We start from the raw sequence: 21,630 nt of genomic DNA, 5'->3' as shown, positions 1-21,630 counted from the left end.
CCGTTCATTCGGCCTTGATGTCGGCGTCCTTCACCACGCGGCCCCACTTGCGCTTGTCCGCAGCCAGGAAGGCACGGAACTGCTCTGGCGTGCTTCCCACGGGCTCCAGCCCGTCGGCGATAAGCCGCTTGGCGATCTCGGGCATCGCGAGCACCTTGGCGACTTCGCGCTGGATGCGTTCGACCACGGCCGGCGGCGTGTTCTTCGCAGCGCAGATGCCGGCCCAGGTCACGGGGTCGAAGTCGGGAACGCCGGCTTCCGCCACGGTCGGGATGTCCGGAAAGGCCGGTAGCCGGCGCGGGCTGGCCACCGCCAGCGCGCGCAGCTTGCCCGAGCGGGCGTACTGCATCGAGCTCACGGGCTGGTCGAAGATCATCGAGACCTGGCCCGCGATGAGGTCCGTCATCGCCTGGCCGGTGCCCTTGTAGGCCACGTGGACGATGTCGATGCCCGCGCGGCTCTTCAGCATCTCGCCCGCAAGGTGTCCGCCCGTTGCCGTGCCCGAGGAGGCGAAGTTGATCTCGCCGGGCTTCTGCCTGGCGTAGGCGATGAGTTCCTTCACGCTCTTCACCGGCAGATTCGAGTTGACCAGCAGCATGTAGGGCGCATTGACCACCTGCGTGACCGGAACGATGTCCTTCTCGGAGTCGAAGGGCATGCTCTTGAGCACATGCGGCTGGATCGACAGCGTACCTGTGGTGCACATCAGCAGCGTGTGCCCGTCGGCAGGCGCCGCAAGCATCGCCGACGCGGCGATGTTGCCGCCGGCGCCCGGCCGGTTGTCGATCAGCACCTGCTGCCCGAGGCCTTCGGCCAGCTTCGGTCCGATCAGGCGCGCCACCATGTCGTTGGACCCGCCGGGCGAGAAGCCCACGAGGACCTTGATCGGCTTCGACGGAAAGGCATCGGCGGCCCATGCCTGGGTGGTGCCGAGCCAGGCGGTGCCGATGGCAAGGGCCGGCAGCAGCTTCAGAAGGGTGCGGAGTTTCATTGCGGTTCCTGGTTGATGGCTTGGCCCGAGAGTTCGTCGCGTGCCCGCGCGATGCGTCGGCAGCCTTCCAGCAGTTGTTCGGTGCTGGCGGCGAAGGAGATGCGGAAATGCGTGGGCACCCCGTAGGCGCTGCCTTGCAGGGCGGCAAGGTCCTGCGAATCGAGCAGGTGCATCACCCAGTCGTCGCTGCTGTCGATCACCGTGCCCTTGCCGGTGCGAAGGCCGAAGAGAGCGCTGCACGAGGCGAAGACGTAGAACGCACCGTCGGGCACCTCGCAGCGGATGCCGTCGATGGCATTGAGCGCGGCGACCACCATGTCGCGCCGCGTTTCGTATTCGTGCCGGTTGCTGGCGATGGTGTCCTGCGGCCCCGTGAGCGCCGCGACGGCTGCCGCCTGCGCGATCGAGTTCGGGCCGGAAGTGCTTTGCGACTGGAGCTTGACCATCGCCTTGACGAGCGCCGAGGGGCCTGCGCCGTAGCCGATGCGCCAGCCCGTCATCGCGTAGGCCTTGGACACGCCGTTCACGGTCAGCGTGCGGTCCTTGAGGTCGGGCGCCGCCTCGGCCATGGTGGCGAATTCGACGCCGCCGTAGATCAGGTGCTCGTAGATGTCGTCCGTCAGTATCCAGACATGGGGGTGGCGCCGCAGCACCTCCGCCAGCGCCTGGAGCTCGACGCGCGTGTAGGTTGCCCCGCTCGGGTTGTTCGGCGAGTTGAGCATCAGCCAGCGCGTCCTGGGGGTGATGGCGCGCTCGAGGTCGGCGGGCTGGAGCTTGAAGCCCGCGGCCGCCGGGCAATCGACGAAGACCGGAACTCCGCCGGCCAGCAGGGCGATGTCGGGGTAGGACACCCAGTAGGGCGCCGGCACGATGACTTCGTCGCCCGCCGCGACCGTGCACATGAGCGCGTTGAAGATCACCTGCTTGGCGCCGGTGCCGACGATGATCTCGCCCGGCGTGTAGGCCAGCCCGTTCTCGGTCAGGAACTTGCCCGCGATGGCTTCCTTCAGCGCTGGCGTGCCGCCCACGTCGGTGTAGCGCGTCTGGCCGTCCGACATGGCGCGGATGGCGGCGTCCTTGACGTGGCCGGGCGTCTCGAAGTCGGGCTCGCCCGCGGTGAGGCCGAGGATGTCCCGGCCCATCGCGCGCAGCTCGCGCGCCCTCTGGCCGGCCATGGAGCTGGGAGAGGGCTTGATTCGATTCAGGCGTGGTGCGATGTGAAGCATGCACGCAGTATCAAAGTGCTCCCGCCGGGGGGCAAACGAGAAATCGGACCGTCGCGGTATTCCTTTTTTTCCTGGCGGGTCGCGGGCGTACATTCCGCAGGCATGAACTTCACCTTCAAGCAGCTGGAGGCCTTTCTCTTCAGCGCCAAGCTCCAGAGCTTCAGCGCCGCGGCGGTGAAGCTGCACACCACGCAGTCGGCCATCTCCAAGCGGCTGGCCGAGCTGGAGGATTCGCTGGGTGGCCCCTTGCTGCACCGCACCTCGCACGGCCTGGAGCTGGCCCACTCCGGCCGCGAGCTGCTGCCGCTCGCGGAAGAGGCCCTGCGCCTGTGGCAACGCATCGAGCACGACATCAGCCTCGACAAGACACTGCGCGGCACCTTCCGGGTGGGCGTGACGGAGCTGATCGCGATGACCTGGCTCACGCGGCTGATTCAGCTGCTGCAGAAGCTGCATCCCGAGGTGACGCTCGAGCCGGTGGTCGATGCGGGACTGACGCTCTTCGACCGGCTGGAGGCCAACAAGCTCGACCTGTCCATCATGCCCGGCACCTTCTGGGGACAGGCCTTCGAGTCGGTCAAGGTGGGGCAGGTCGACCAGGCCTGGATCGCGAGCCCGAGGCTGGGCATTCCACAGCGGGCGCTGAAGCCGCATGAATTCGCCGACTATCCGGTGATCGAGCAGCCAGCCGGTGCCTCGAAGAACAGGTTCTACGAGGCCTGGCGCGCAGAGCATGGCTTCCGCTTCGGCAAGGTGCTGCTGACGAACAGCACGACTGTCCTGCGCGAATTGACGATCAGCGGCTTCGGTATCAGCCAGCAGGCGCTCGATTACGTGCGCCCGGACATCAGGAGCGGCCTGCTGCGCGTCGTCAGGAGCGACCCGATGCCGCCGCCGCTGGTCTACAGCGCGGTCTACCGGCGCGACAACGCCAGTCCCGCGCTGGCGCGCATCGTCGAGCTGGCGGTGAAGACATGCGATTTCACTTCGAGGGCGAGCCAGCACGACGTGGCGCCGGCGAACCCGCCGCGCGGTTCGGGTTCGACGCTGCGGCAGCGCTCGCAGCGCCAGGTGGCGAAGAAGCCCGCGAGGAAGACCCGGAGGTAGCCCAAACGGCAGGCGCTTCTTTGGGCTTTGAAAATATACGCATTGAGTATATGCTTGTGGCCCATGAACATGCCGCAACAGGTGCTCCTCCGCGACGCGATGCGTCAACTCAACATGACGCGCGATGCTTTCGCAGAGCGCATCGGCAGCCGCAGACGGGCGCTCGACGCCTGGCTGCTACCCGACGAGTCCAATGAATTCCGGGCCATGCCCGAAGTGGCCCGGCGCTTCGTGAGCGAAATCCTGGCTTCGGATGGGCGTCGCGCAGAATATACGCAAAGCGCATATGAAAGCGCCTTGCGAAGGTCGCTTGCCATTGAAGGCTCGCACCACCTGCTCTCTGTCAACCAGTTCAACCGCGACGCCATCGACGAACTGTTCCAGCTGGCCGACGTCATGCAGCCCATCGCGCGGCGGCGCAAGGTCAGCCGCGTGCTCGAAGGCGCCGTGCTGGCCAATCTTTTCTTCGAGGCCAGCACGCGCACGCGTGTGAGCTTCGGCGCGGCGTTTTGCCGGCTGGGCGGCTCGGTGTGCGACACCACCGGCTTCACCTTCTCGTCGATGGCCAAGGGCGAATCGATCTACGACACCAGCCGAGTGATCAGCGGCTATGTCGACGCCATCGTGGTGCGGCATCCGGAGCAGGGCTCGGTCGCCGAATTCGCGCGCGCCACCAACGTGCCGGTCATCAACGGTGGCGACGGACCGGGCGAGCATCCGAGCCAGGCACTGCTCGACCTGTACACCATCCAGCGCGAGTTCTCGCGCCTGGGGAAGCTGGTGGACGGTGCGCACATCGCCATGGTCGGCGACCTGAAATACGGGCGCACCGTGCACTCGCTCATCAAGCTGCTCGCGCTGTACAAGGGGCTGAAGTTCACGCTCATCTCGCCGCCCTCGCTCGCCATGCCGGCGGAAATCGTGGACGCCGTGAGCCGCAACGGCCACGTGGTCGAGACCGCGGCCGCGCCGGCGCAGGCGCTGGCCGGCGCCGACATCATCTACGCCACGCGCATCCAGAAGGAGCGCTTCGCGCACGACGAAGTGCTGGAGGGCTTCGACAACGCCTTCGAGATCAACCGCGCACTCGTCGAATCGGCCTGCAGGCCCGAGGTGGTCGTGATGCACCCGCTGCCGCGCGACGGCCGCCCGGGTTCGCACGACCTCAGCGTCGACCTGAACAACGACCCGCGCCTGGCCATCTTCCGCCAGACCGACAACGGCATTCCCGTGCGCATGGCGATCTTCGCCACGCTGCTGGGCGTGGAAAAGCTCGTGAGCCGCTCGATGCGCGACGCCGCCTGGACGCCGCCCTCGCACATCGGGCCGGACGACAGCGTGTTCCACGGGCTCGACTGAAACTGCCGCACGACACACCACCCCTGACGGGCGTCGACGGCTTCATTCCCGCGTGAGAGCGAACTGCTTGCGAATGCCGCCCGCAGCCGAAGGCCCCACCCAGAGATCGAAATCGCCGGGCTCCACGGCCGGCTTCATGTCGCGGCCGACGAACGCCAGGTCGTTGGCCGTGAGCGCGAACTCGACGACCGTCGATGCGCCGGGCGCAATGTCGACCTTGCGGAATTCCTTGAGCTCGCGCACGGGCCGGGTCACGCTGGCGGCGCGCTGGGCGATGTAGAGCTGCACCACTTCCTCGGCCTCGCGCTGGCCGGTGTTGCTGACGGTGGCGCGCACGCGCAGCGTGCCCGACAGCGGCAGGCGCTCCGAACTCAGCTCCACGCCGTCGTAGTGCACCGGTGCATAGCCGATGCCGAAGCCGAAGGGGTAGAGCGCCTCGTTGGTCGCGTCCAGGTAGCGGGTCCTGAAGGCCGTGCCCGGTGCGTTCTCGGGCGAGGGGCGGCCGGTGCGCTTGTGGCCGTAGTAGTAGGGCACCTGTCCTGCCGTCTGCGGAAAGCTCACGGGCAGGCGGCCCGACGGATTGAAGTCGCCGAACACCACGTCGGCGATGGCGTTGCCGGTCTGCACGCCCAGGAACCACGTGACGAGGATGGCGCGCGCGTCGCGCACCGCACCCTTGAGCGCCATCGCGCGGCCGTTGCTCAGCAGCACGACCACCGGCTTGCCGGTGGCGGCCACGGCTTCGGCCAGGTCCTGCTGCGCCTGCGGCAGGCCGATGTCGGCGCGCGAGCGCGCCTCGCCCGACATCTTCTGGCTCTCGCCGATGGCCAGCAGCACCACGTCCGCATCGCGCGCGGCGGCCACCGCGGCGTCGATGCCACCGGGCAACGCCGACTCGATGCCCGAGCCGCGCACGACGTTCACCGACGAATCGGCCCCCAGTGCCGCGCGCAGGCCCTGGTCGACGCCCACCGGCGCCGACTGGCCCGGGGACAGGCTCCAGGCGCCCATCAGGTCGACAGTGCCCTCGGCGAAGGGGCCGATCAGCGCGATCTTCGTGCCGGCCTTGGACAGCGGCAGCAGTGCGCGCTCGTTCTTCAGCATCACGATGGAGCGGCGCGCGCTCTCGCGGGCCAGCGCGATGAACTCGGGGTTCTCTGTGCGTTGCGCGGCAGGCGGGCCGTCGAGGCCGCGCATGGGGTCGTCGAACAGGCCGAGCTTCTGCTTTACGCGCAGCACGCGCCGCACCGCGTCGTCGAGCCGCGCCATCGGCACTTCGCCCGACGCTACCAGGTCGGGCAGGTAGCGCGCGTACAGGCCGCTCTGCATGCTCACGTCGGTGCCGGCCATGAAGGCCTGCCTGGCCGCTTCGCGCGGGTTGGCGGCGTAGCCGTGCTCCACCAGTTCCTCGTCGGCCGTGTAGTCGGACACCACGAAGCCCTTGAACTTCCACTCGTCGCGCAGCACGCCCGTGAGCAGCGCGGGATTGGCGGTGGAGGGCACGCCGCCGATCTCGTTGAAGGCGCTCATGATCGACAGCGCGCCCGCGTCCAGCGCCGCGCGGAAGGGCGGCAGGTACACCTCGCGCAGCGTGCGCTCGGAGATGTCGCTCACGCTGTAGTCGAGTCCGCCCTCGGCCGCGCCATAGGCCGCGAAGTGCTTGGGCGTGGCCAGCATGGCGTCGGGCCGCGAGAGGTCGGGGCCCTGGAAGCCGCGCACGCGCGCGGCGGCGAACTGCCTGGAGAGGTACGCGTCTTCGCCCGCGCCTTCGAGGCCGCGGCCCCAGCGCGCGTCGCGCGCGACGTCGACCATCGGCGCGAAGGTCCAGCGGAAGCCGTCGGCCGTGGCTTCGATCGCCGCGGCGCGCGCGGTGCGCTCGGCGAGCGCGGGCTCCCAGCTCGACGCCTCGGCCAGCGGCATCGGGAACATGGTGCGAAAGCCGTGGATCACGTCCGCACCGAAGATCAGCGGAATGCCCAGGCGCGACTCGTTCACCGCCATCTGCTGCAGCCGCCGCTTGCCTTCGAGGCCCGCGTTGTTGAACAGGCCGGTGAGGCGGCCGGCGCGCACGTCGGCGGTTTCCTGCTGCACGTTGCGCGAGCCGGCCTGCGGGTTGTTGGGGGTGTCGATATCGGCCGGGCCGTAGAGGCTCAGCTGGCCGGCCTTCTCCTGCACCGTCATGCGGGCGATGAGCGATTCGATGCGGGCCTCGGCGGCGTCGGGCGAGCGGGAGGGTTGAAGGTCCTTGGAAACGGACGCCGCAGTGGCGGGAGGAAGCAGGGCGGGGAAGGAGAGTGCGGAAAGGAGGAAAACGAGGGCGGGAACCGCGGCTTTTCGAACGTGCATGGCCCTCTATTCTGCAGACAATGCACGCCGGCCCCGGCCAGCGGGTTTCCGCCCTGGCCGTAGGGGCTTGTCCGAGCCGGCCCGCCTATTCGGCGGTGGCGCCGGCTTCCTTCGCCACTTTGACCCACTTGGTCGTCTCGGTGCCGATGAAGTTGGCCAGTTCCGTGGGTTTCATGTTCCCGGCCGTTACACCCTGTTCCTCGAAACGTTTGATCACATCGGGCTGTTGCACCGCGCGGGCGAGTTCGGTGTTCAGGCGCTGCACGATCTCGGGCGGCGTGCCGTGCGGCGCCATGAGCGCGAACCATGTCGTCATGTCGTAGCCCTTGAGGCCGGCTTCGTCGAGCGTCGGCACACCAGGATAGGCGGGCGAGCGCGCCTTCGTGGTCACGGCCAGCGCGTGCACCTTGCCGGCCTTGATGTGCGGCGAGGCCGAGGGGCTGGTCTCGATGGCCATCTGGATCTGCCCGCCCATCAGGTCGGCCATCATCGGCGCGCCGCCCTTGTAGGGCACGTGCACGATGTCGGTCTTCGTCATCGAGCGGAACAGTTCGCCCGAGATGTGCTCGGTGCTGCCGTTGCCGGCCGAGCCGAAGTTGACCTTGCCGGGGTTGGCCTTGATGTACGCGACGAGTTCGGCCACCGTCCGTGCAGGCACCTTCTCGTTGACGATCAGCACGTTGGGCGTGGAAGCCGCGAGCGCGACGGGATCGAAGTCGCGCTGGAAGTCATAGGCGAGCTTCTTGTAGAGGCCCGGCGCGATCGCGTGTGCGATGGTGGCGAGGAACAGCGTGTAGCCATCGGCCGGCGCCTTCGACGCGATGGTCGCGCCCACGGTGCCGCCTGCCCCGCCGCGGTTGTCGACGATCACCGGCTGCTTGAGCGATTCGGAGAGCTTCTGGCCGATGGTGCGCGCGACGATGTCGGTGGTGCCCCCGGCCACGAAGGGGACGACGAGCGTGATGGGTTTCGTCGGCCATTCGGCGGCGGATGCCGCGCCGCTGGCGAGCATCAGTGCGGCGATGGTGGTGCGAAGGAAGGTGTGTCGGTTCATGGTCTTGAGGTCTCGGTGTTGTTGTGGAGGTGAAGGGTCTCGCGCATTCAGTCCGCGCCCAGCCGCAGCCGGCTCGGCAGGCGCTTCTCGATGGCGAACTTCAGCAGCGCCGCGCAGCGGAAGATGCCGTGCGCGAACTTGCCGTAGGGCAGCGTGAGAAAGAGCGCCATCACCACGCCCAGGTGCACCGCGAGCAGCAGCGCCATGAAGCGGGTGTCGCGCCAGGCCAGCAGCGCCAGGCCGGTGAGGCTGGTGAGCAGCAGCAGCGCGATGAAGCCGCGGTCCATCGGCCGCTGCGCCGCGTCGCCGTGCGCGGCGTGGCGACGCAGGTTCAGCCGGAGCAGACCGACGGGACCGATCGCGAGGCCGATGCCGCCTGCAGCGCCCAGCAGCACCGGCAGGCTCGTGAGCGCGTAGGGCGCGTGCAGGTCGAACAGGTAGTGATAGAGCGTCGCCACGCAGGTCGAGGCGAAGCACAGCATGAAGCCGTAGAAGGTGAAGTGATGGAAGCGCCGACGCCAGAGGGTGAAGCGGTCGTCGTCGTTGTTGCATCCCTCCCCGTGGCCGCCGTCGAGGTACTTCAGGCGCAGCGCGTCGTGCGCGGCTTCGGCGCCGGCCGCGCGGCGCACGCCCGGCAGGTCGGGGGCGTTGCCTGGATCGTTCGCGGGCGACACCTCGCGCCAGAAGCGGCGCGTGCCCATCGCCAGCGCGAACATCACGAACAGGAACACCGCGCCGAACACCAGGGCGAGGAAGTTGTGCGGAAAGATCGCGTAGAAGTTGCCCGCAAGCGGTTCGTGCAGCAGCGCGCCCGACATCGCCACGGCCAGCACGAGGAACAGCGCGAGCCCGCCCGCCAGTGCGAGCGCGACGGTGAGCCCGGCCTTTTTGTAGAGCGCGCCCATCACGGGCGGCCATGCGTAGTCGTGGTAGGTCTGCAGGCGCACTTGCGCCATCGCTTGTGGCACGTTCACCGCGAACTCGTGCGGCGGTGCGTACTGGCAGGCATGCAGGCACGAACCGCAGTTGTGGCAGAGGTTTGCGAGGTAATGCGTATCGGCCTTGCCGAATTCGAGCCGTCGCGTCATCGCGGGGAACACGGCACAGAAGCCTTCGCAGTAGCGGCAGGCGTTGCAGATCTGCAGGATGCGTGCGACCTCGCCTTCAGGCGCGGTCAGCGGCAGGGCGGGCTGGATCGGGATCACGCGCGACGTGGGATTGCCGCCGATGCCGTCGGCATCGGCACGGGCGCGCGCGACGAGGTCAGTGAGCTGCTGCAAGGGCGGCCTCCGGAGATTGCTTTGAGACGTTCTTTGCTGCGTTCGCCGCTTGCGTGCCGGCGATGCGCCCGAAGGCCGTGCCGATGCTCATGCCCACGCCGGCCGTGTAGCCCTTGCCCAGCACGTTGCCGGCCATCATTTCGCCGGCCACGAAGAGGTTGGGGCTCGGCCGGCCGCCGAAGCGCACGGCGGCGGCCTCGTCCACCTTCAGGCCGAGATACGTGAAGGTGATGCCGGGGCGCAGGGGGTAGCCGTAGAAGGGCGCGGTGTCGATCGGCCGCGCCCAGTGCGTCTTGGCGGGCGCGAGGCCTTCGGTGTGGCAATCGTCCAGCGCCGTGTGGTCGAAGCGGCCGACGCGGCAGGCGGCGTTGTAGTCCTGCACGGTGCGAACGAAGGCGGCTTCGTCCAGGCCGAGCTTCTGCGCGAGTTCGCCGAGCGTGTTGGCTTGCGTGCCGGGGAACACCGGCGGCATGAAGCGCCCGACCGCTTGCTGATCGATGACCGACCAGGCGATCTGCCCCGGCTGCTGGGCCACGAGCCGGCCCCAGATCGCGTAGCGCTTGGGCCAGAAGTCTTCGCCCTCGTCGTAGAAGCGCTGCGCGTCGCGGTTGACCACCACGCCGAGCGACACGCAGTCGATGCGCGTGCAGATGCCGCCGTCGTACAGCGGTGCGCGCGCGTCGATGGCCACCATGTGGCCCTGCGACGGATCGCCGATGCTGTCGGCGCCCGCATCGATCATGTGCTTGAGCAGCACGCCCTGGTTGAAGCGCGTGCCGCGGATCAGGAAGTTGTCGGCCGGCCATTCGCCGCGTTCGTTTCGGCCCCACGCTTCGCGCAGCCACTCGCGGTTCGACTCGAAACCGCCCGAGGCCAGCACGCAGCTTTTTGCCGCGATGCGCCCGCCGGCTTCGGTGTGCACGGCAACGAAGCGGTCGCCGTCGAGTTCGACCGAGGCCACGGGCGAGTCGTAGCGGATCTGCACGCCCAGCCTTTCGGCGCTGCGGTAGTAGGCGTTGACGAGCGCCTTGCCGCCGCCCATGAAGAAGGCATTGGTGCGCGCCACGTGCAGCGCGCCCGACAGCGGCGGCTGGAAGTGCACGCCGTGGCTGCGCATCCAGTCGCGGCAGTTCGACGAGGCGCGGATCACCAGCCGCGCGAGGTGCTCGTCGGTGAGGCCTCCCGTCACTTTCAGCAGGTCTTGCCAGTACTCCTCTTCAGGGTAGGCATCGACCAGCACATCCTGCGGCGCGTCGTGCATGCAGCGCAGGTTGCGGGTGTGCTGCGAATTGCCGCCACGCCATTCTTTGGGCGAAGCCTCCAGCAGCAGCACCGAAGCGCCGGCCTCGCGCGCCATCAGCGCGGCGCACAGCGCAGCGTTGCCGCCACCGACAACCAGTACGTCTATCACTCGTGGGTTTCCTTGGAATGCAGGAGACTTTAGGGAGTGAAGCCTTCACGCGAAAGGCCAAAAGAAGCAACAGGTGTTCAGTGATCGAGAAGACTTGCGCCGGCCCAGCGGCCTTCGCGCACCAGCGTGCGCGCGGTCTCGGCCACCACCACGCGCGCGGCCAGCGCGGCGGGCGAGAGCTCGTCGTCCGACAGGCTCACGAGCAGGTTGCGCCGGCCCACGTGCGCGTCGGAAATCTGCGTGAGCACGAGATCGTCGCGGTCGTGCCGCGCCGTGGCGGCGCCGGGCTGGATGGTCGCACCGTGGCCGGCGCGCACCGCGTCCATCAGCAATGCCAGGCCATCGACCTCGGCCACGATGCGCGGCGCCACGCGTGCCCGCGCAAAGGCGGCCATCAGCGTGGCTCGCAGGCCGTGGCTGCCGCTGGGCAGGATCAGCGGCACTTCGGCCAGCTGCGACAGCCGCACCTTCGCACCGGTGGGGCGCGGTGACAGCGTGGGCGAGGCGATCACGAAGAGCTTTTCGGCCAGCAGCGGCGCCACGCTCCAGCGCCGCGGCGTGTCGGTCTGGAACAGCACGGCCAGGTCGAGCTGGCGCGCGTGCAGCATCGTCGTGAGGTGACCTGACAGCGCCTCGACCATGTGCAGGCGCACTTCGGGGTAACGCGCCTGCATGGCCTGCATCAGCGGCACACCCAGCACGGTGGCGGTGGTGGGAGCCAGGCCCACGCTCACATGGCCCGACAGGCGCGCCTGCTGGGCGGCGCGCACGGCGTCGTCGGCGTGGCGCAACGTGAGCTGCGCCTGGTGCAGGAAGGCCAGGCCCGCGTCGGTGGGCATGACGCCGGTCGAATGGCGGCGCAGCAGCCGCGTCGAGAGTTCGCTTTCGAGCCGGCTGATCTGCTGGCTCAGCGCCGAGGTGACCACCCCCAACTCCACGGCCGCGCGGCCCATGCTGCGAAGCTCGCAGACCTTGACGAAGTAGCGCAGTTGCCGGAGTTCCATCGCCCGATCATCGCGCAGGCGCCGTCGGCCGCGAAAACAGCGGGCGGCGCGCGTCTTATTGTTTGTAGCTGTCGTCGATGCGGTCGAGCTTGCGGATCAGCGAAGGCCAGACGAACTGGCCGCCCATGCCGCCGGTCTGCACCTTCATTGCCTGGCCCACGCCCTCGACGATCTTGGGGTTCACCTGCGTGAGTTCACTGCCGCCCGACTGCGCCGCAATCTGGATCTGGCAGGTGTTCTCGAAGGTGTACATCGAGAGGAAGGCGTCGGCGATGGTCTTGCCGCAGGTGAGCAGGCCGTGGTTGCGCAGCATGAGGAAGTTGGCGCTCCCCATGTCGGCCTGCAGGCGCGGCTTCTCGTCGTCGCGGAAGGCCACGCCTTCGTAGTCGTGGTAGGCCAGCGAGGCCAGCACGAAGGTCGACTGCTGGCTGATGGGCAGCACGCCGTTTTTCTGCGCGCTGACGGCAATGCCGGCCTTGGTGTGGGTGTGCAGCACGCACTGGATGTCTTCGCGCGCGGCATGCACGGCGCTGTGGATCACGAAGCCGGCCGGGTTCACGGGGTAGGGCGAGTCGATGATCTTGTTGCACTGCTGGTCGACCTTCACCAGGCTCGACGCGGTGATCTCGTCGAACATCAGGCCGTAGGGGTTGATCAGGAAGTGGTGCTCCGGGCCGGGGATGCGTGCGCTGATGTGCGTGAACACCAGGTCGCTCCAGCCGTACAGCGCCACGAGGCGATAGCAGGCGGCAAGGTCGACGCGCAGTTGCCACTCCTCGGCGGAGACGAGCTTCTGGATTTCGGGTTGGGTGGTGGCGTTCATGGCGTGGTGTCCTTTGGTGGTTATGGAGTTCGGCATCAGGCCGCAGCCGGCTCTTGCAAGGCCGCCTTGTAGATGCTTTGCTTCGGCTGTGCCATCAGGCGGCGCAGCATGGGTTCGAATTCCCCGATCGGCAGGGTCTCGGCCTTGGGGTCGAAAGCGGGGTTGTCGTAGAGCGCGCAGAACTCGGCCGTGCGCTCGTAGTGCGGATGGTCCTTGAAGTTGTCGCGCATGTCGCGGTCCAGCCCGATGTGATGGAAGAAGTAGTGGCCCTGGAAGATGCCGTGGTGCTGCACCATCCAGTGGTTGGCTTCGCTCACGAAGGGCTTGAGGATGGCGGCGGCGATGTCGGGGTGGTTGAAGCTGCCGAGCGTGTCGCCGATGTCGTGCAGCAGCGCGCACACCACGTACTCCTCGTCGCGGCCGTCGCGCAGCGCGCGGGTGGCGGTCTGCAGCGAGTGCGTGTAGCGGTCGACCGGAAAGCCGCCGTAGTCGCCTTCGAGGATCTGCAGGTGCTTGATCACGCGTGCGGGCAGGCCGCCCGCGAACTGCATGAACTCGCCGCCGATCAGTTGCCAGTCTTCGCGCGTGCTTTCCTGCATGCTCCTGAAACTTGCGCGTGCGTTGCTCATCGTGAGGTCTCCGTTCTTGTGGGTGCCGGTCACTGTATGCCTGCGCTTGACGCGGAACTGTCAAGAATTTGACAATGCGGGGTTCTGGTAAACCCCCGCCCGCATGGCCGCTTCGTCCAAACCCCGCCTCTCTGCCGCGCATCGCGGTGCCCTCGAGGGCAATCCATGGTTCACCAGCATTCCGCGCGCGCAGCGGGAGGCGCTGCTCGGCGCGGCCGAGCTCATCCATGCACGGCGCGGCGCGATGGTGTTTCGCCAGGGCGATCCCATTCACGCGGCTGGCGGCGGCTTCTATGGGCTGGTGGCCGGCACCATCAAGATCTCGTCTCTGCGGCAGGACGGGCGCGAGGCCATCCTCGCCGTGCTGGAGCCCGGCAACTGGTTTGGCGAGATCACGCTGATCGACGGCTCGCCGCGCACGCACGACGCCACCGCGCTGGAAGCGCTCGACCTGCTCGCGGTGCCGCCCGCGGCTTTCGTGCAGCTGATGCGCGACGTGGTCTTCTCCAACGCCATCGCCGCGATGCTGGCGGCACGCGTGCGCATGCTCTACGGCCTGACGGAAGACGCCATGCTGCGCAGCCTGCGCGCCCGCGTGGCGCACCGGCTGCTGGTGCTGGCGCGCGGCGATGCCACGCAATCGGTGCACCTGCGGCACCAACTGCAGCTGCCGCAGGAGGCGCTTGCCATGATGCTGGGCGTGACGCGGCAGACGCTGTCGAAGGAGCTCAATGCGCTGGCAGGCGAGGGCGTCGTCGCACTGGGCTACGGGCGCATCGAGCTGCGGTCGATCGATGCGCTGCAGGCGCTGGTGAGCACGGGTTGAGCCCGTGCGCCGGCGTCAGCGCAATACGCGGCCGTCGGCGGAGATGCTGATGAGGTCGATGCTGCGCACGCTGTCGCGCAGGCCCGGGCGCAGGTTGATGCGGAAGCCGCCCACGTCGTAGTCGGTCATGCCGGACATCACGCGCAGCAGGCTCGCCGTGTTGAAGCCGCGGCCCGCGCGGCGCACGGCCTCGCCGGCCGCCTTGGCCGCGATGAAGCCTTCGAGGCCTTCGTACGACGCGGTCTGGTCGGAGTTGTCGACGGCCGCAAGGTATTCCTTGACGATGGGAATGGCCGATGGCCGCGGCGAGGGCACCACCTGGGAGATCACGATGCCGCCGATGTCCTTGCCGAGCGTGGCGTAGAGCGGGTCGATGCCGACGATGGAGAAGGCCATGAAGTTGCCCGCATAGCCGCTCTTGCGCAGCTTGCGGATGGCGTTGGCCGTGGTGCCCGAGAGCGACACCAGCACAATGGCCTGGGGCGACTGCTGCTGCACCGTCTTCAAGGCTGCGTCGAGCTTGTCGCCGGTCGGCGGCACCAGCGCGGTTGCGACCAGCGGCGTGAGCTTGAGTTCGCTGATGGCCTGCTCGACGGCCGCGAGGCCGGCGCGGCCCATCGCGTCGTCGTCGCCCACCAGCGCCACGCGGGTCTGCCCCACGGTGGCGCACTGCTTCACGATCTTCAGGGCCTCGTCGATCATGCCGGGCCGCACGTGGAACACGTTGGGATGGTCGGCGCCGCGCAGCGTGTCGGAGGCCGCGAAGGGCGCGAACAGCAGGCTGCCCTGCTGCGTCGCAACGTTGGCGCCGGCCTCGCTGCTGGCCGTGCCGACGAAGCCGAAGAGCATGTCGGCCTTCTGGGTGGTGAGCAGGGTGCGCGCGTTGACGGCGGCGCGGGCCGCGTCGTAGCCGTCGTCGAGCTGCAGCAGCTTCAGCTGCAGGCCGCTGGCGGCGTTGCGTTCGTTGAAGTCGCTTACCGCGAGGCGGCTGCCGGCGGCGAAGGCGGTGCCGATCTCGTTGGCACTGCCCGTGAGCGGCACCGATTGCCCGAGCAGTACGACACGCGGTGCGCCGGCCGCCGCGCGCGCGGACTGCGCCATGGCGGGGTGGGCAATGCCGATGCCGCTGCCCAGCATCACCGCGCCCCATGCCTTGCCCAACCACTCTCTGCGTGATCCGTTCATTGGACACCTTCTTTCACATTAGTAAAAAAGTGTAGCAATTTCGGGGCCAAGGGGGAAGGCGGGTTAGCTCGGCCTCCTGGTCGCGAGGAGCCGGCTCAGGACAGCTGCTGGATGCGGATCAGGCTGCCTGCAGGATCGCGGACGGCGCAGTCGCGAACGCCGTACGGTTGGTCGGTCGGCTCCTGGACGATCTCGGTGTCGCTGGCCTGCAGCCGTGCGAAGGTGCCCTCGAGATCGGGGGTGGCCAGCAGGATGGCGGCATAGGTGCCCTTGGCCATCATCTCGGCGATGGTGCGGCGCTCGTCGTCGGTGATGCCGGGGTAGGCGGCCGGCGGCGCCAGCACGATGGACGTGCCGGGCTGGCCGGCGGGGCCGACCGTGATCCAGCGCATGCCCCCGTATCCGACGTCGTTGCGGACCTCGAAGCCGAGGAGGTCGCGGTAGAAGGCCAGGGAGGCTTCGGGGTCGTTGTGGGGGAGAAAACTCGCGTGAATGGTGATGTTCATGGTGCTCGGTCCAGTCCAGGTGTTGTCAGGCCGGCCAGTCTAGATTCGGACCTTCGAGTGGCGCTTCTCGATTCCTGATCGGTCTGGTGACCTGTTTCGCCACGCACGCCGGCATTCCCGCGGCCGCATGCGCGGCTTGGCGCCGGTAGGTGCTGGGCGGCACGCCGACCAGTTCGGCGAAGCGCGTGCTGAAGGTGCCCAGCGACGAGCAGCCGACCTCGAAGCAGACCTCGGTGACGTTGAGGTCGCCGCGGCGCAGCAGTGCCATCGCGCGTTCGATGCGCCGGGTCATCAGATAGGAATAGGGCGACTCGCCGTAGGCGAGCCGGAACTGGCGGCTGAGGTGTCCGGCCGACATGTGCACGCCATAGGCGAGCGCCTCGACGTCCAGCGGCTGTGCGTATTCCCGGTCGATGCGGTCGCGAACGCGGCGCAGCCGTGCGAGGTCGCGCAGATGCTGTGCCGCTTCGGGTTTGCTGGTCATCCGCGGGATCGTGCCACGCCCCACCGGGGCGCTCAAGCCCGCTGACGGGGCGTGCTCAGGTCGATGCGACCCGCTCGAACACCAGGTCCCACACGCCATGCCCCAGCTTGATGCCGCGGTTCTCGAACTTGGTGAGAGGGCGGTAGCCGGGCTTGGGTGCGTAGCCTTCGGCCGTGTTGCGCAGCAGCGGCTCGGCCGACAGCACTTCGAGCATCTGCTCGGCATAGGGCTGCCAGTCGGTGGCGCAATGGATGTAGCCGCCAGGGCGCAGGTGCCGCGCGAGCTTGGTCACGAACTCGGGCTGGATCAGGCGGCGCTTGTTGTGGCGCTTCTTGTGCCACGGGTCGGGGAAGAACACGTGCACGCCGGCCAGGGTGCCGGGCTGCAGCATGTGGTCGAGCACGTCGACCGCGTCGTGGGCGCAGATGCGGATATTCGACAGCGACTGCTCGCCGATGCGCTTGAGCAGCGCGCCCACGCCGGGCTCGTGCACTTCGCAGCAGAGGAAGTTGGTCTCGGGCAGCACGGTGGCGATGTGCGCAGTGGCCTCGCCCATGCCGAAGCCGATCTCCAGCACCGTAGGGCCGGCGCGGCCGCCGAAGGCGGCAGTCAGGTCGAGCGGTTCGGGCTTGTAGGGCAGCAGGAACAGCGGTCCCAGTTCGGAAAAGGCGCGTGCCTGGCCGTCGGTGGTGCGGCCGGCGCGCTTCACGAAGCTCTTGAGGCGGCGATGCAGCGGGTGCGGCTTGGCCGCGTCGTCGCTGCCTTCGGAAGAGGGCGCATCGTCGCTGCGCGGGAGGTCGTTGGACACGGTGTCGGGAGAATTCATTACGGCTGCGAATTGTAGAGAGCGCACCATTCGGGCACCCAGCCGGCCAGGGCGTCCGCGCAGCCGGTGGCCGTGGCGGGTCGCAGGCCGAGCACGCGCGCGGCGCTGTCCAGTGCGGCCAAGGCAGCTTCGGGCGTGCCCGTGTCGATCGAGGTGGCGCCGTTCTGCTTCGACAACTTGTCGCCATCGGCGCCGCGCACCAGCGGTGTGTGCAGGTAGCTGGGTGTGGGAAAACCGAGCGCGCGCTGCAGCAGGATCTGGCGCGCCGTGTTGTCGGTGAGGTCCTCGCCGCGGACCACGTCGGTCACGCCCTGTTCGGCATCGTCGACCACCACGGCGAGCTGATAGGCCCACGGGCCATCGGCGCGGCGCAGCACGAAGTCGCCGACTTCGCGGCTCACGTTCTGGCACTGGCGGCCGAGGCGGCGGTCGGTCCAGCAGAGTTCGCTGCCGGCATCCGGGGCGTCGGCGTCTTCTTCCTCCCAGGGCACGCCCGGTGTGGGCGGCCGGTCGGCTTCGAACTTCGCGGTGGCGAAGCGCCAGGCGCGCGCCGGCTTGCCGTGCAGTCCGTTGCGGCAGGTGCCGGGATAGACCCGCTCGCCGTGGCGCTCGTGCCGCAGGCCGAGGCGCGCGAGCGCCTGGTTGATGTCCTTGCGCGAGCAGCCGCAGGGGTAGGCCAGGTCGCAGGCCTGCAGCCTGGCCAGTGCGGCTTCGTAGCGCGCGGTGCGCTGGGTCTGCCACACGGGGGGGGCGTCGGGCAGAAGGCTGCAATCGGCCAACTGCTGGAGGATGTGCTCGCCCATGCCGGGCAGGCAGCGCTCGGTATCGGCGTCTTCGATACGGACCAGCCAGCGCGCCTGCGGACCGCGGGCGCGCACGTCGAGCCAGCTTGCCAGCGCTGCCACCAGAGAACCCGCATGCAGCGGGCCGGTGGGCGAGGGCGCGAAGCGGCCGGTCTCCCTCATCATCTCCCGGTCAGATGACTTCGAGTGCGAGCGACAGGCCGGAGAGGAACGCGTCTTCCACGCGGTGGCCGGTGCACCAGTCGCCAGCCACGCCGATGCGCGCCTTGGCGTCCCAGAGGTGAGTGGTGCCCATCGGCACCTGTGTCTGCGCTTCGCTCCAGCACAGCGCCTGGGCGTGCGCGGGGGTGGCATGGACGCCGGTGATCTCGGCGAAGGCGCGCAGCAGCTTGGCCTCGACGCGCGTGGGCGTGTCGCGCACGTGTTCCTGCGACCACGCGGCGCTGGCCTGCAGCGTCCAGCGTTCGACGGGCTCGCGGCCGGGCTTGGAGGATTCGCGCGCCAGCCATGCCACGCGGTGGTGGGTGCTGCGCGCCGCATTCCATTGCGGGCCAAGGTGCGACATGGTGGGTTGGTTGGCCTGCGGGTAAGCAATCATCAGCGTCCAGCAGGGCGCGATGCGCACGGGTTCGATCTTGCGGCTGAGCGTGGCCGAGAGCTTGCCGTCGCCCAGCAGCGCGCGGGCGCGCGAAGGCGGCACGGCGAGCAGCACGGCGTCGAAGCCCGAATACACGTGCCGGGAGTCGTCGGTGCCCGTGGTGCGCAGCTGCCAGCGCTGGGGGGCAAGTGCATCGGGCTCGATCTGCGTGACCTGCGTGCCGGCGACGAGGCTGTCGCCGAGCGGCTTGGCCCAATGGGCCACCAGCGCATCCATGCCGGGCTGCGCCACCCAGTGCGGCTCGAGCGAGGGCAGGGCCGCCTCGGCTACGCGGCCGTGGGCGTCGAGCACGCGCACGAGGTTGGCGCTCCAGCGCTTGCACAGGCCGGGCGTGCTTGCCAGCGCCAGCGCAAAGCGCGGGTCGCGCACGGTGAAGTACTGCGCGCCGCTGTCGAAGCGGCCGAAGGCGGTGTCGATGCTCGCCATGCGTCCGCCGGCCGTGGCCTCGCGTTCGAACAGCGTGACCTTGTGGCCGGCTTGCACCAGCGTTCGCGCACAGGCCACCCCGGCAATGCCAGCGCCGACGACGGCGTAATGGCGCGGGGTGGCTGGGGTTCGGTGGCGGACGGAGGGCTTGGCAGTTGCGCGAGTGCTCATTGCAGACTCTTTTCTTCTGGGTGGGAATGCGGTTGGATGTGTCTGCACTCTACATCGGTCCGAGAGGGGCTTCGCCTGAGGGCACACCCTTAGCGAAGCCGCGCGATCCTCGGCAATACTTATCGGCCCCGATGCCGATCGAGCAACGCGCGCCGCGTGCCTTCGTGCTCGAACTGCGCCAGCCACCATTCGAGCGCCTTCCCCGGCTTGCCCGCGCTGCGCACGCGCCATGCGCAATGCATCGTTCCAAGTGGCGGCTTGCGCTCCGTCTTCAGCTCGACCAGGTGCCCGGCCTCGATGTACGGCCGCGCCATCGGCTCCGGCAGGAAGCCACCGCCCAGCCCGTGCAGCTGCGCCGCGATCTTGGCCTGCATGCTCGGCACGGTGAGCACGTCCTGCCCGCTCACGAGGTTCACCGTCATGCTGGGGCCGTGCCGCGCCGAGTCGGCTGCGGCCACCGCGCGGTGCTGCCGCATCACCGCGTCGCTCAGCGGCTCGGACACGCGCGCCAGCGGATGTTGCGGCGCCACGGCGTAGACGAAACGCAGCTCGCCGATCAGCCGGCTGCGGATGCCGGTGGCGGTGAACGTCAGGCTCGCCGCATCGAGCACCGCGCCGATGGCCAGGTCGGCCTCGCCGGTGGTCAGCGCCTCGATGGTGCCCAGCAGCGTCTCGTCGCGCAGCTTGAGCCTCGTCGGCGGCTCGAGGGCGAAGAAGGCGGTGGCCAGGTCGAGCAGCGGGTCGCGCGCGATCACGCTGTCGACCGCGATGGTCAGCATCGGCTCCCAGCCCGTGGCCACGCGCTTCACCCGGTTGGCCACCGCATCGATCTCGGCCAGCAGCCGGTCGGCCTCGCGCAGCAGTTCGGCGCCGGCCTCGGTCAGCCGCGCCTGGCGGGCGCTGCGGTCGAACAGCAGCACGTCGAGCGCGTCCTCGATCTGGCGCACGCGGTAGCTCAACGCGCTCGGCACGAGGTTCAGCGAGCGGGCGGCGGCAGCAAAGCTGCCGGTGCCGGCCACGGTCTGGAGCATGGCGAGGGCGTCGGGGGTCAGCACGTCTCGGGGGCTGGGCATAGGGGCTCCATTGATCAAATTATTTGAATGGTGCCATCAAACCGGGGCGTCTTTCCGAATGGGGTGCGGACCTAAAGTTCTTCACATCCGCTGCGCATCCGGCGCGGCATACGAAAAAGGCCCGCACACCCCAACGGGGCAGCGCCAAAGGAGTTCGACGATGTTGCAAGTCCGTAAATCTCAGGAACGCGGTTATGCCGACCATGGCTGGCTGCGCTCGTTCCACAGCTTTTCCTTCGCCGGTTACTACGACCCTGCCTACATGGGTTTCGGCAACCTGCGGGTGATCAACGAAGACCGCGTGGCGGCGGGCGCCGGTTTCGGCACCCACGGCCACAAGGACATGGAGATCATCAGCTACGTGCTCTCGGGCGAACTGGCGCACAAGGACAGCATGGGCAACGTGGAAAGCATTCCGCCGGGCGACGTGCAGCGCATGAGCGCGGGCCGCGGCGTGATGCACAGCGAGTTCAACCACAAGGCCGACGAGACCACGCACTTCCTGCAGATCTGGATCGAGCCGAATGTGCGCGGCATTGCGCCGGGCTACGAACAGAAGCAGTTCACCGACGCCGAGAAGCGCGGCAAGCTGCGCCTCGTGGCCTCGCCCGACGGCAGCGACGGCTCGGTGACGGTGCATGCCGATGCCCGCCTGTACGCCGGCCTGCTCGACGGCGAGGAAAAGGCCGGCCTGGCGCTCGACCCGCAGCGCAAGAGCTATGTGCACCTGGTGCGCGGCGAGCTCGAAGTGAACGGCCAGAAGCTCGTCGGCGGCGACGCCGCGATGCTGCAAGGCGAATCGCAACTGACGCTGGGCGCCGGCAAGGACGCCGAAGTGCTGGTGTTCGACCTGGCCGCCTGATCCCCCTTGCCGGGCGCGTGGTGCGCCCGGTTCTTTTCTTTTCTCTTTTTTCTTTTTCAACAACCGAGGAGTTTTCAACCATGGCAACCGCAACCACCACCAATTCCACACAAGACACGCTCGCTCTGATCGGCCGCATCCTGGTCGCCTACCTGTTCATTCCCGCCGGCATCGGCAAGCTCATGGGCTTCGGCGGCACGGTCGGCTACATCACCTCGGCCAGCCTGCCGCTACCCGAAGTAGCGGCGGCCATCGCGATCCTCATCGAACTGGGCCTCGGCATTGCGCTGCTGCTGGGCTTCAAGACCCGCTGGACCGCCATCGTGATGGCGATCTTCTCTGTGGTCACGGCGCTGTTCTTCCACAAGTACTGGTCCGCGCCCGACGCCATGAAAATGATGCAGCAGATCAACTTCAACAAGAACATCGCGATTGCCGGTGGCCTGCTTGCGATCGCTGCTTTCGGCGCTGGTCGGTTCAGCATCGATAGAAAGTAAGCTCTTCCTGGAGGCTTCGCGCACTTCGTGTCGTTTCGGGGTGCGCTCACGCCGACGGGGTGCCTTGCTCCGCGAATGTCCCC

The 21,630-nt window shown here is 68.4% G+C and carries 21 protein-coding genes; 5 read left to right on the top strand and 16 right to left on the bottom strand.

The genetic code is table 11. The features are described 5' to 3' along the window. Positions 1–4 precede the first annotated feature (4 nt). Positions 5–991: a Bug family tripartite tricarboxylate transporter substrate binding protein gene (locus PMI12_RS17185; RefSeq protein ID WP_007834943.1), complete on the bottom strand. Its 987-nt coding sequence runs from the start codon at positions 989–991 to the stop codon at positions 5–7. Beyond that, positions 988–2,217: a pyridoxal phosphate-dependent aminotransferase gene (locus PMI12_RS17180; RefSeq protein ID WP_042673618.1), complete on the bottom strand. Its 1,230-nt coding sequence runs from the start codon at positions 2,215–2,217 to the stop codon at positions 988–990. Before PMI12_RS17180 ends, PMI12_RS17185 begins: the two co-directional genes overlap by 4 nt. Before the next feature lie 102 nt (positions 2,218–2,319). Here PMI12_RS17180 and PMI12_RS17175 point away from each other — a divergent pair, with 102 nt between their 5' ends. Further along, a complete protein-coding gene (locus tag PMI12_RS17175) occupies positions 2,320–3,324 on the top strand; it encodes a LysR family transcriptional regulator (protein WP_007834931.1) in 1,005 nt (334 codons plus the stop codon). 63 nt (positions 3,325–3,387) lie between these two features. Further along, positions 3,388–4,683 carry an aspartate carbamoyltransferase gene (locus PMI12_RS17170; RefSeq protein ID WP_007834929.1) on the top strand — a complete coding sequence of 432 codons (1,296 nt, stop codon included), beginning with the start codon at positions 3,388–3,390 and terminating at the stop codon, positions 4,681–4,683. A gap of 42 nt (positions 4,684–4,725) precedes the next feature. Here PMI12_RS17170 and bglX read toward each other — a convergent pair whose 3' ends face one another. The 7 genes from bglX to PMI12_RS17135 all read right to left on the bottom strand — a co-directional run bounded on the left by bglX (position 4,726) and on the right by PMI12_RS17135 (position 13,230). Then, positions 4,726–7,029 carry a beta-glucosidase BglX gene (gene bglX / locus PMI12_RS17165; protein WP_007834927.1) on the bottom strand — a complete coding sequence of 768 codons (2,304 nt, stop codon included), beginning with the start codon at positions 7,027–7,029 and terminating at the stop codon, positions 4,726–4,728. 85 nt (positions 7,030–7,114) lie between these two features. Beyond that, positions 7,115–8,083: a Bug family tripartite tricarboxylate transporter substrate binding protein gene (locus PMI12_RS17160; RefSeq protein WP_007834925.1), complete on the bottom strand. Its 969-nt coding sequence runs from the start codon at positions 8,081–8,083 to the stop codon at positions 7,115–7,117. A 47-nt stretch (positions 8,084–8,130) separates the two neighbouring features. Beyond that, entirely contained in the window at positions 8,131–9,363 is a 1,233-nt protein-coding gene (tcuB, locus tag PMI12_RS17155; RefSeq protein WP_007834923.1) for a tricarballylate utilization 4Fe-4S protein TcuB, read from the bottom strand. After that, positions 9,347–10,774, bottom strand: a complete 1,428-nt coding sequence (gene tcuA, locus PMI12_RS17150) for an FAD-dependent tricarballylate dehydrogenase TcuA (protein WP_007834920.1) — start codon at positions 10,772–10,774, stop codon at positions 9,347–9,349. The genes tcuB and tcuA overlap by 17 nt, the downstream gene beginning before the upstream one ends. Before the next feature lie 77 nt (positions 10,775–10,851). After that, positions 10,852–11,778 (bottom strand): LysR family transcriptional regulator, encoded by a 927-nt coding sequence (locus PMI12_RS17145; RefSeq protein WP_007834918.1) that lies wholly within the window; start codon positions 11,776–11,778, stop codon positions 10,852–10,854. Between the two features lie 55 nt (positions 11,779–11,833). Next, positions 11,834–12,601: a class II aldolase/adducin family protein gene (locus PMI12_RS17140; protein WP_007834916.1), complete on the bottom strand. Its 768-nt coding sequence runs from the start codon at positions 12,599–12,601 to the stop codon at positions 11,834–11,836. Positions 12,602–12,636: 35 nt separating this feature from the next. Next, positions 12,637–13,230: an HD domain-containing protein gene (locus PMI12_RS17135; protein WP_007834914.1), complete on the bottom strand. Its 594-nt coding sequence runs from the start codon at positions 13,228–13,230 to the stop codon at positions 12,637–12,639. Positions 13,231–13,333: 103 nt separating this feature from the next. On the opposite strand from PMI12_RS17135, the gene PMI12_RS17130 reads away from it, so the two are divergent. Further along, positions 13,334–14,056, top strand: coding sequence for a Crp/Fnr family transcriptional regulator (locus PMI12_RS17130; protein WP_007834912.1), 723 nt, complete (start codon positions 13,334–13,336; stop codon positions 14,054–14,056). Positions 14,057–14,071: 15 nt separating this feature from the next. Here PMI12_RS17130 and PMI12_RS17125 read toward each other — a convergent pair whose 3' ends face one another. The 7 genes from PMI12_RS17125 to PMI12_RS17095 form a co-directional block, all read right to left on the bottom strand. Beyond that, positions 14,072–15,241 (bottom strand): ABC transporter substrate-binding protein, encoded by a 1,170-nt coding sequence (locus PMI12_RS17125; RefSeq protein WP_007834910.1) that lies wholly within the window; start codon positions 15,239–15,241, stop codon positions 14,072–14,074. 95 nt (positions 15,242–15,336) lie between these two features. Then, entirely contained in the window at positions 15,337–15,747 is a 411-nt protein-coding gene (locus PMI12_RS17120) for a VOC family protein (protein WP_007834908.1), read from the bottom strand. A gap of 25 nt (positions 15,748–15,772) precedes the next feature. Beyond that, positions 15,773–16,231, bottom strand: coding sequence for a helix-turn-helix transcriptional regulator (locus tag PMI12_RS17115; RefSeq protein ID WP_007834906.1), 459 nt, complete (start codon positions 16,229–16,231; stop codon positions 15,773–15,775). Positions 16,232–16,286: 55 nt separating this feature from the next. Further along, on the bottom strand, positions 16,287–17,057 hold the full coding sequence (gene trmB, locus PMI12_RS17110; RefSeq protein WP_007834904.1) for a tRNA (guanosine(46)-N7)-methyltransferase TrmB: 771 nt from the start codon (positions 17,055–17,057) through the stop codon (positions 16,287–16,289). Next, a complete protein-coding gene (gluQRS, locus tag PMI12_RS17105; RefSeq protein WP_042673623.1) occupies positions 17,057–18,022 on the bottom strand; it encodes a tRNA glutamyl-Q(34) synthetase GluQRS in 966 nt (321 codons plus the stop codon). The genes trmB and gluQRS overlap by 1 nt, the downstream gene beginning before the upstream one ends. 10 nt (positions 18,023–18,032) lie before the next feature. Beyond that, positions 18,033–19,115, bottom strand: coding sequence for an NAD(P)/FAD-dependent oxidoreductase (locus PMI12_RS17100; RefSeq protein ID WP_007834900.1), 1,083 nt, complete (start codon positions 19,113–19,115; stop codon positions 18,033–18,035). Between the two features lie 119 nt (positions 19,116–19,234). Then, a complete protein-coding gene (locus tag PMI12_RS17095) occupies positions 19,235–20,188 on the bottom strand; it encodes a LysR family transcriptional regulator (RefSeq protein WP_007834898.1) in 954 nt (317 codons plus the stop codon). A 160-nt stretch (positions 20,189–20,348) separates the two neighbouring features. Here PMI12_RS17095 and PMI12_RS17090 point away from each other — a divergent pair, with 160 nt between their 5' ends. Both PMI12_RS17090 and PMI12_RS17085 read left to right on the top strand, forming a co-directional pair. After that, positions 20,349–21,050, top strand: a complete 702-nt coding sequence (locus tag PMI12_RS17090; protein WP_007834897.1) for a pirin family protein — start codon at positions 20,349–20,351, stop codon at positions 21,048–21,050. 20 nt (positions 21,051–21,070) lie between these two features. Beyond that, a complete protein-coding gene (locus PMI12_RS17085; protein ID WP_272943565.1) occupies positions 21,071–21,547 on the top strand; it encodes a DoxX family protein in 477 nt (158 codons plus the stop codon). Positions 21,548–21,630: the final 83 nt, after the last annotated feature.

The organism is Variovorax sp. CF313, assembly GCF_000282635.1.
Classification (GTDB): domain Bacteria; phylum Pseudomonadota; class Gammaproteobacteria; order Burkholderiales; family Burkholderiaceae_C; genus Variovorax.
The sequence above is the reverse complement of the archived record's forward strand: the minus strand, read 5'-3'. Positions and strand labels throughout refer to the sequence as shown.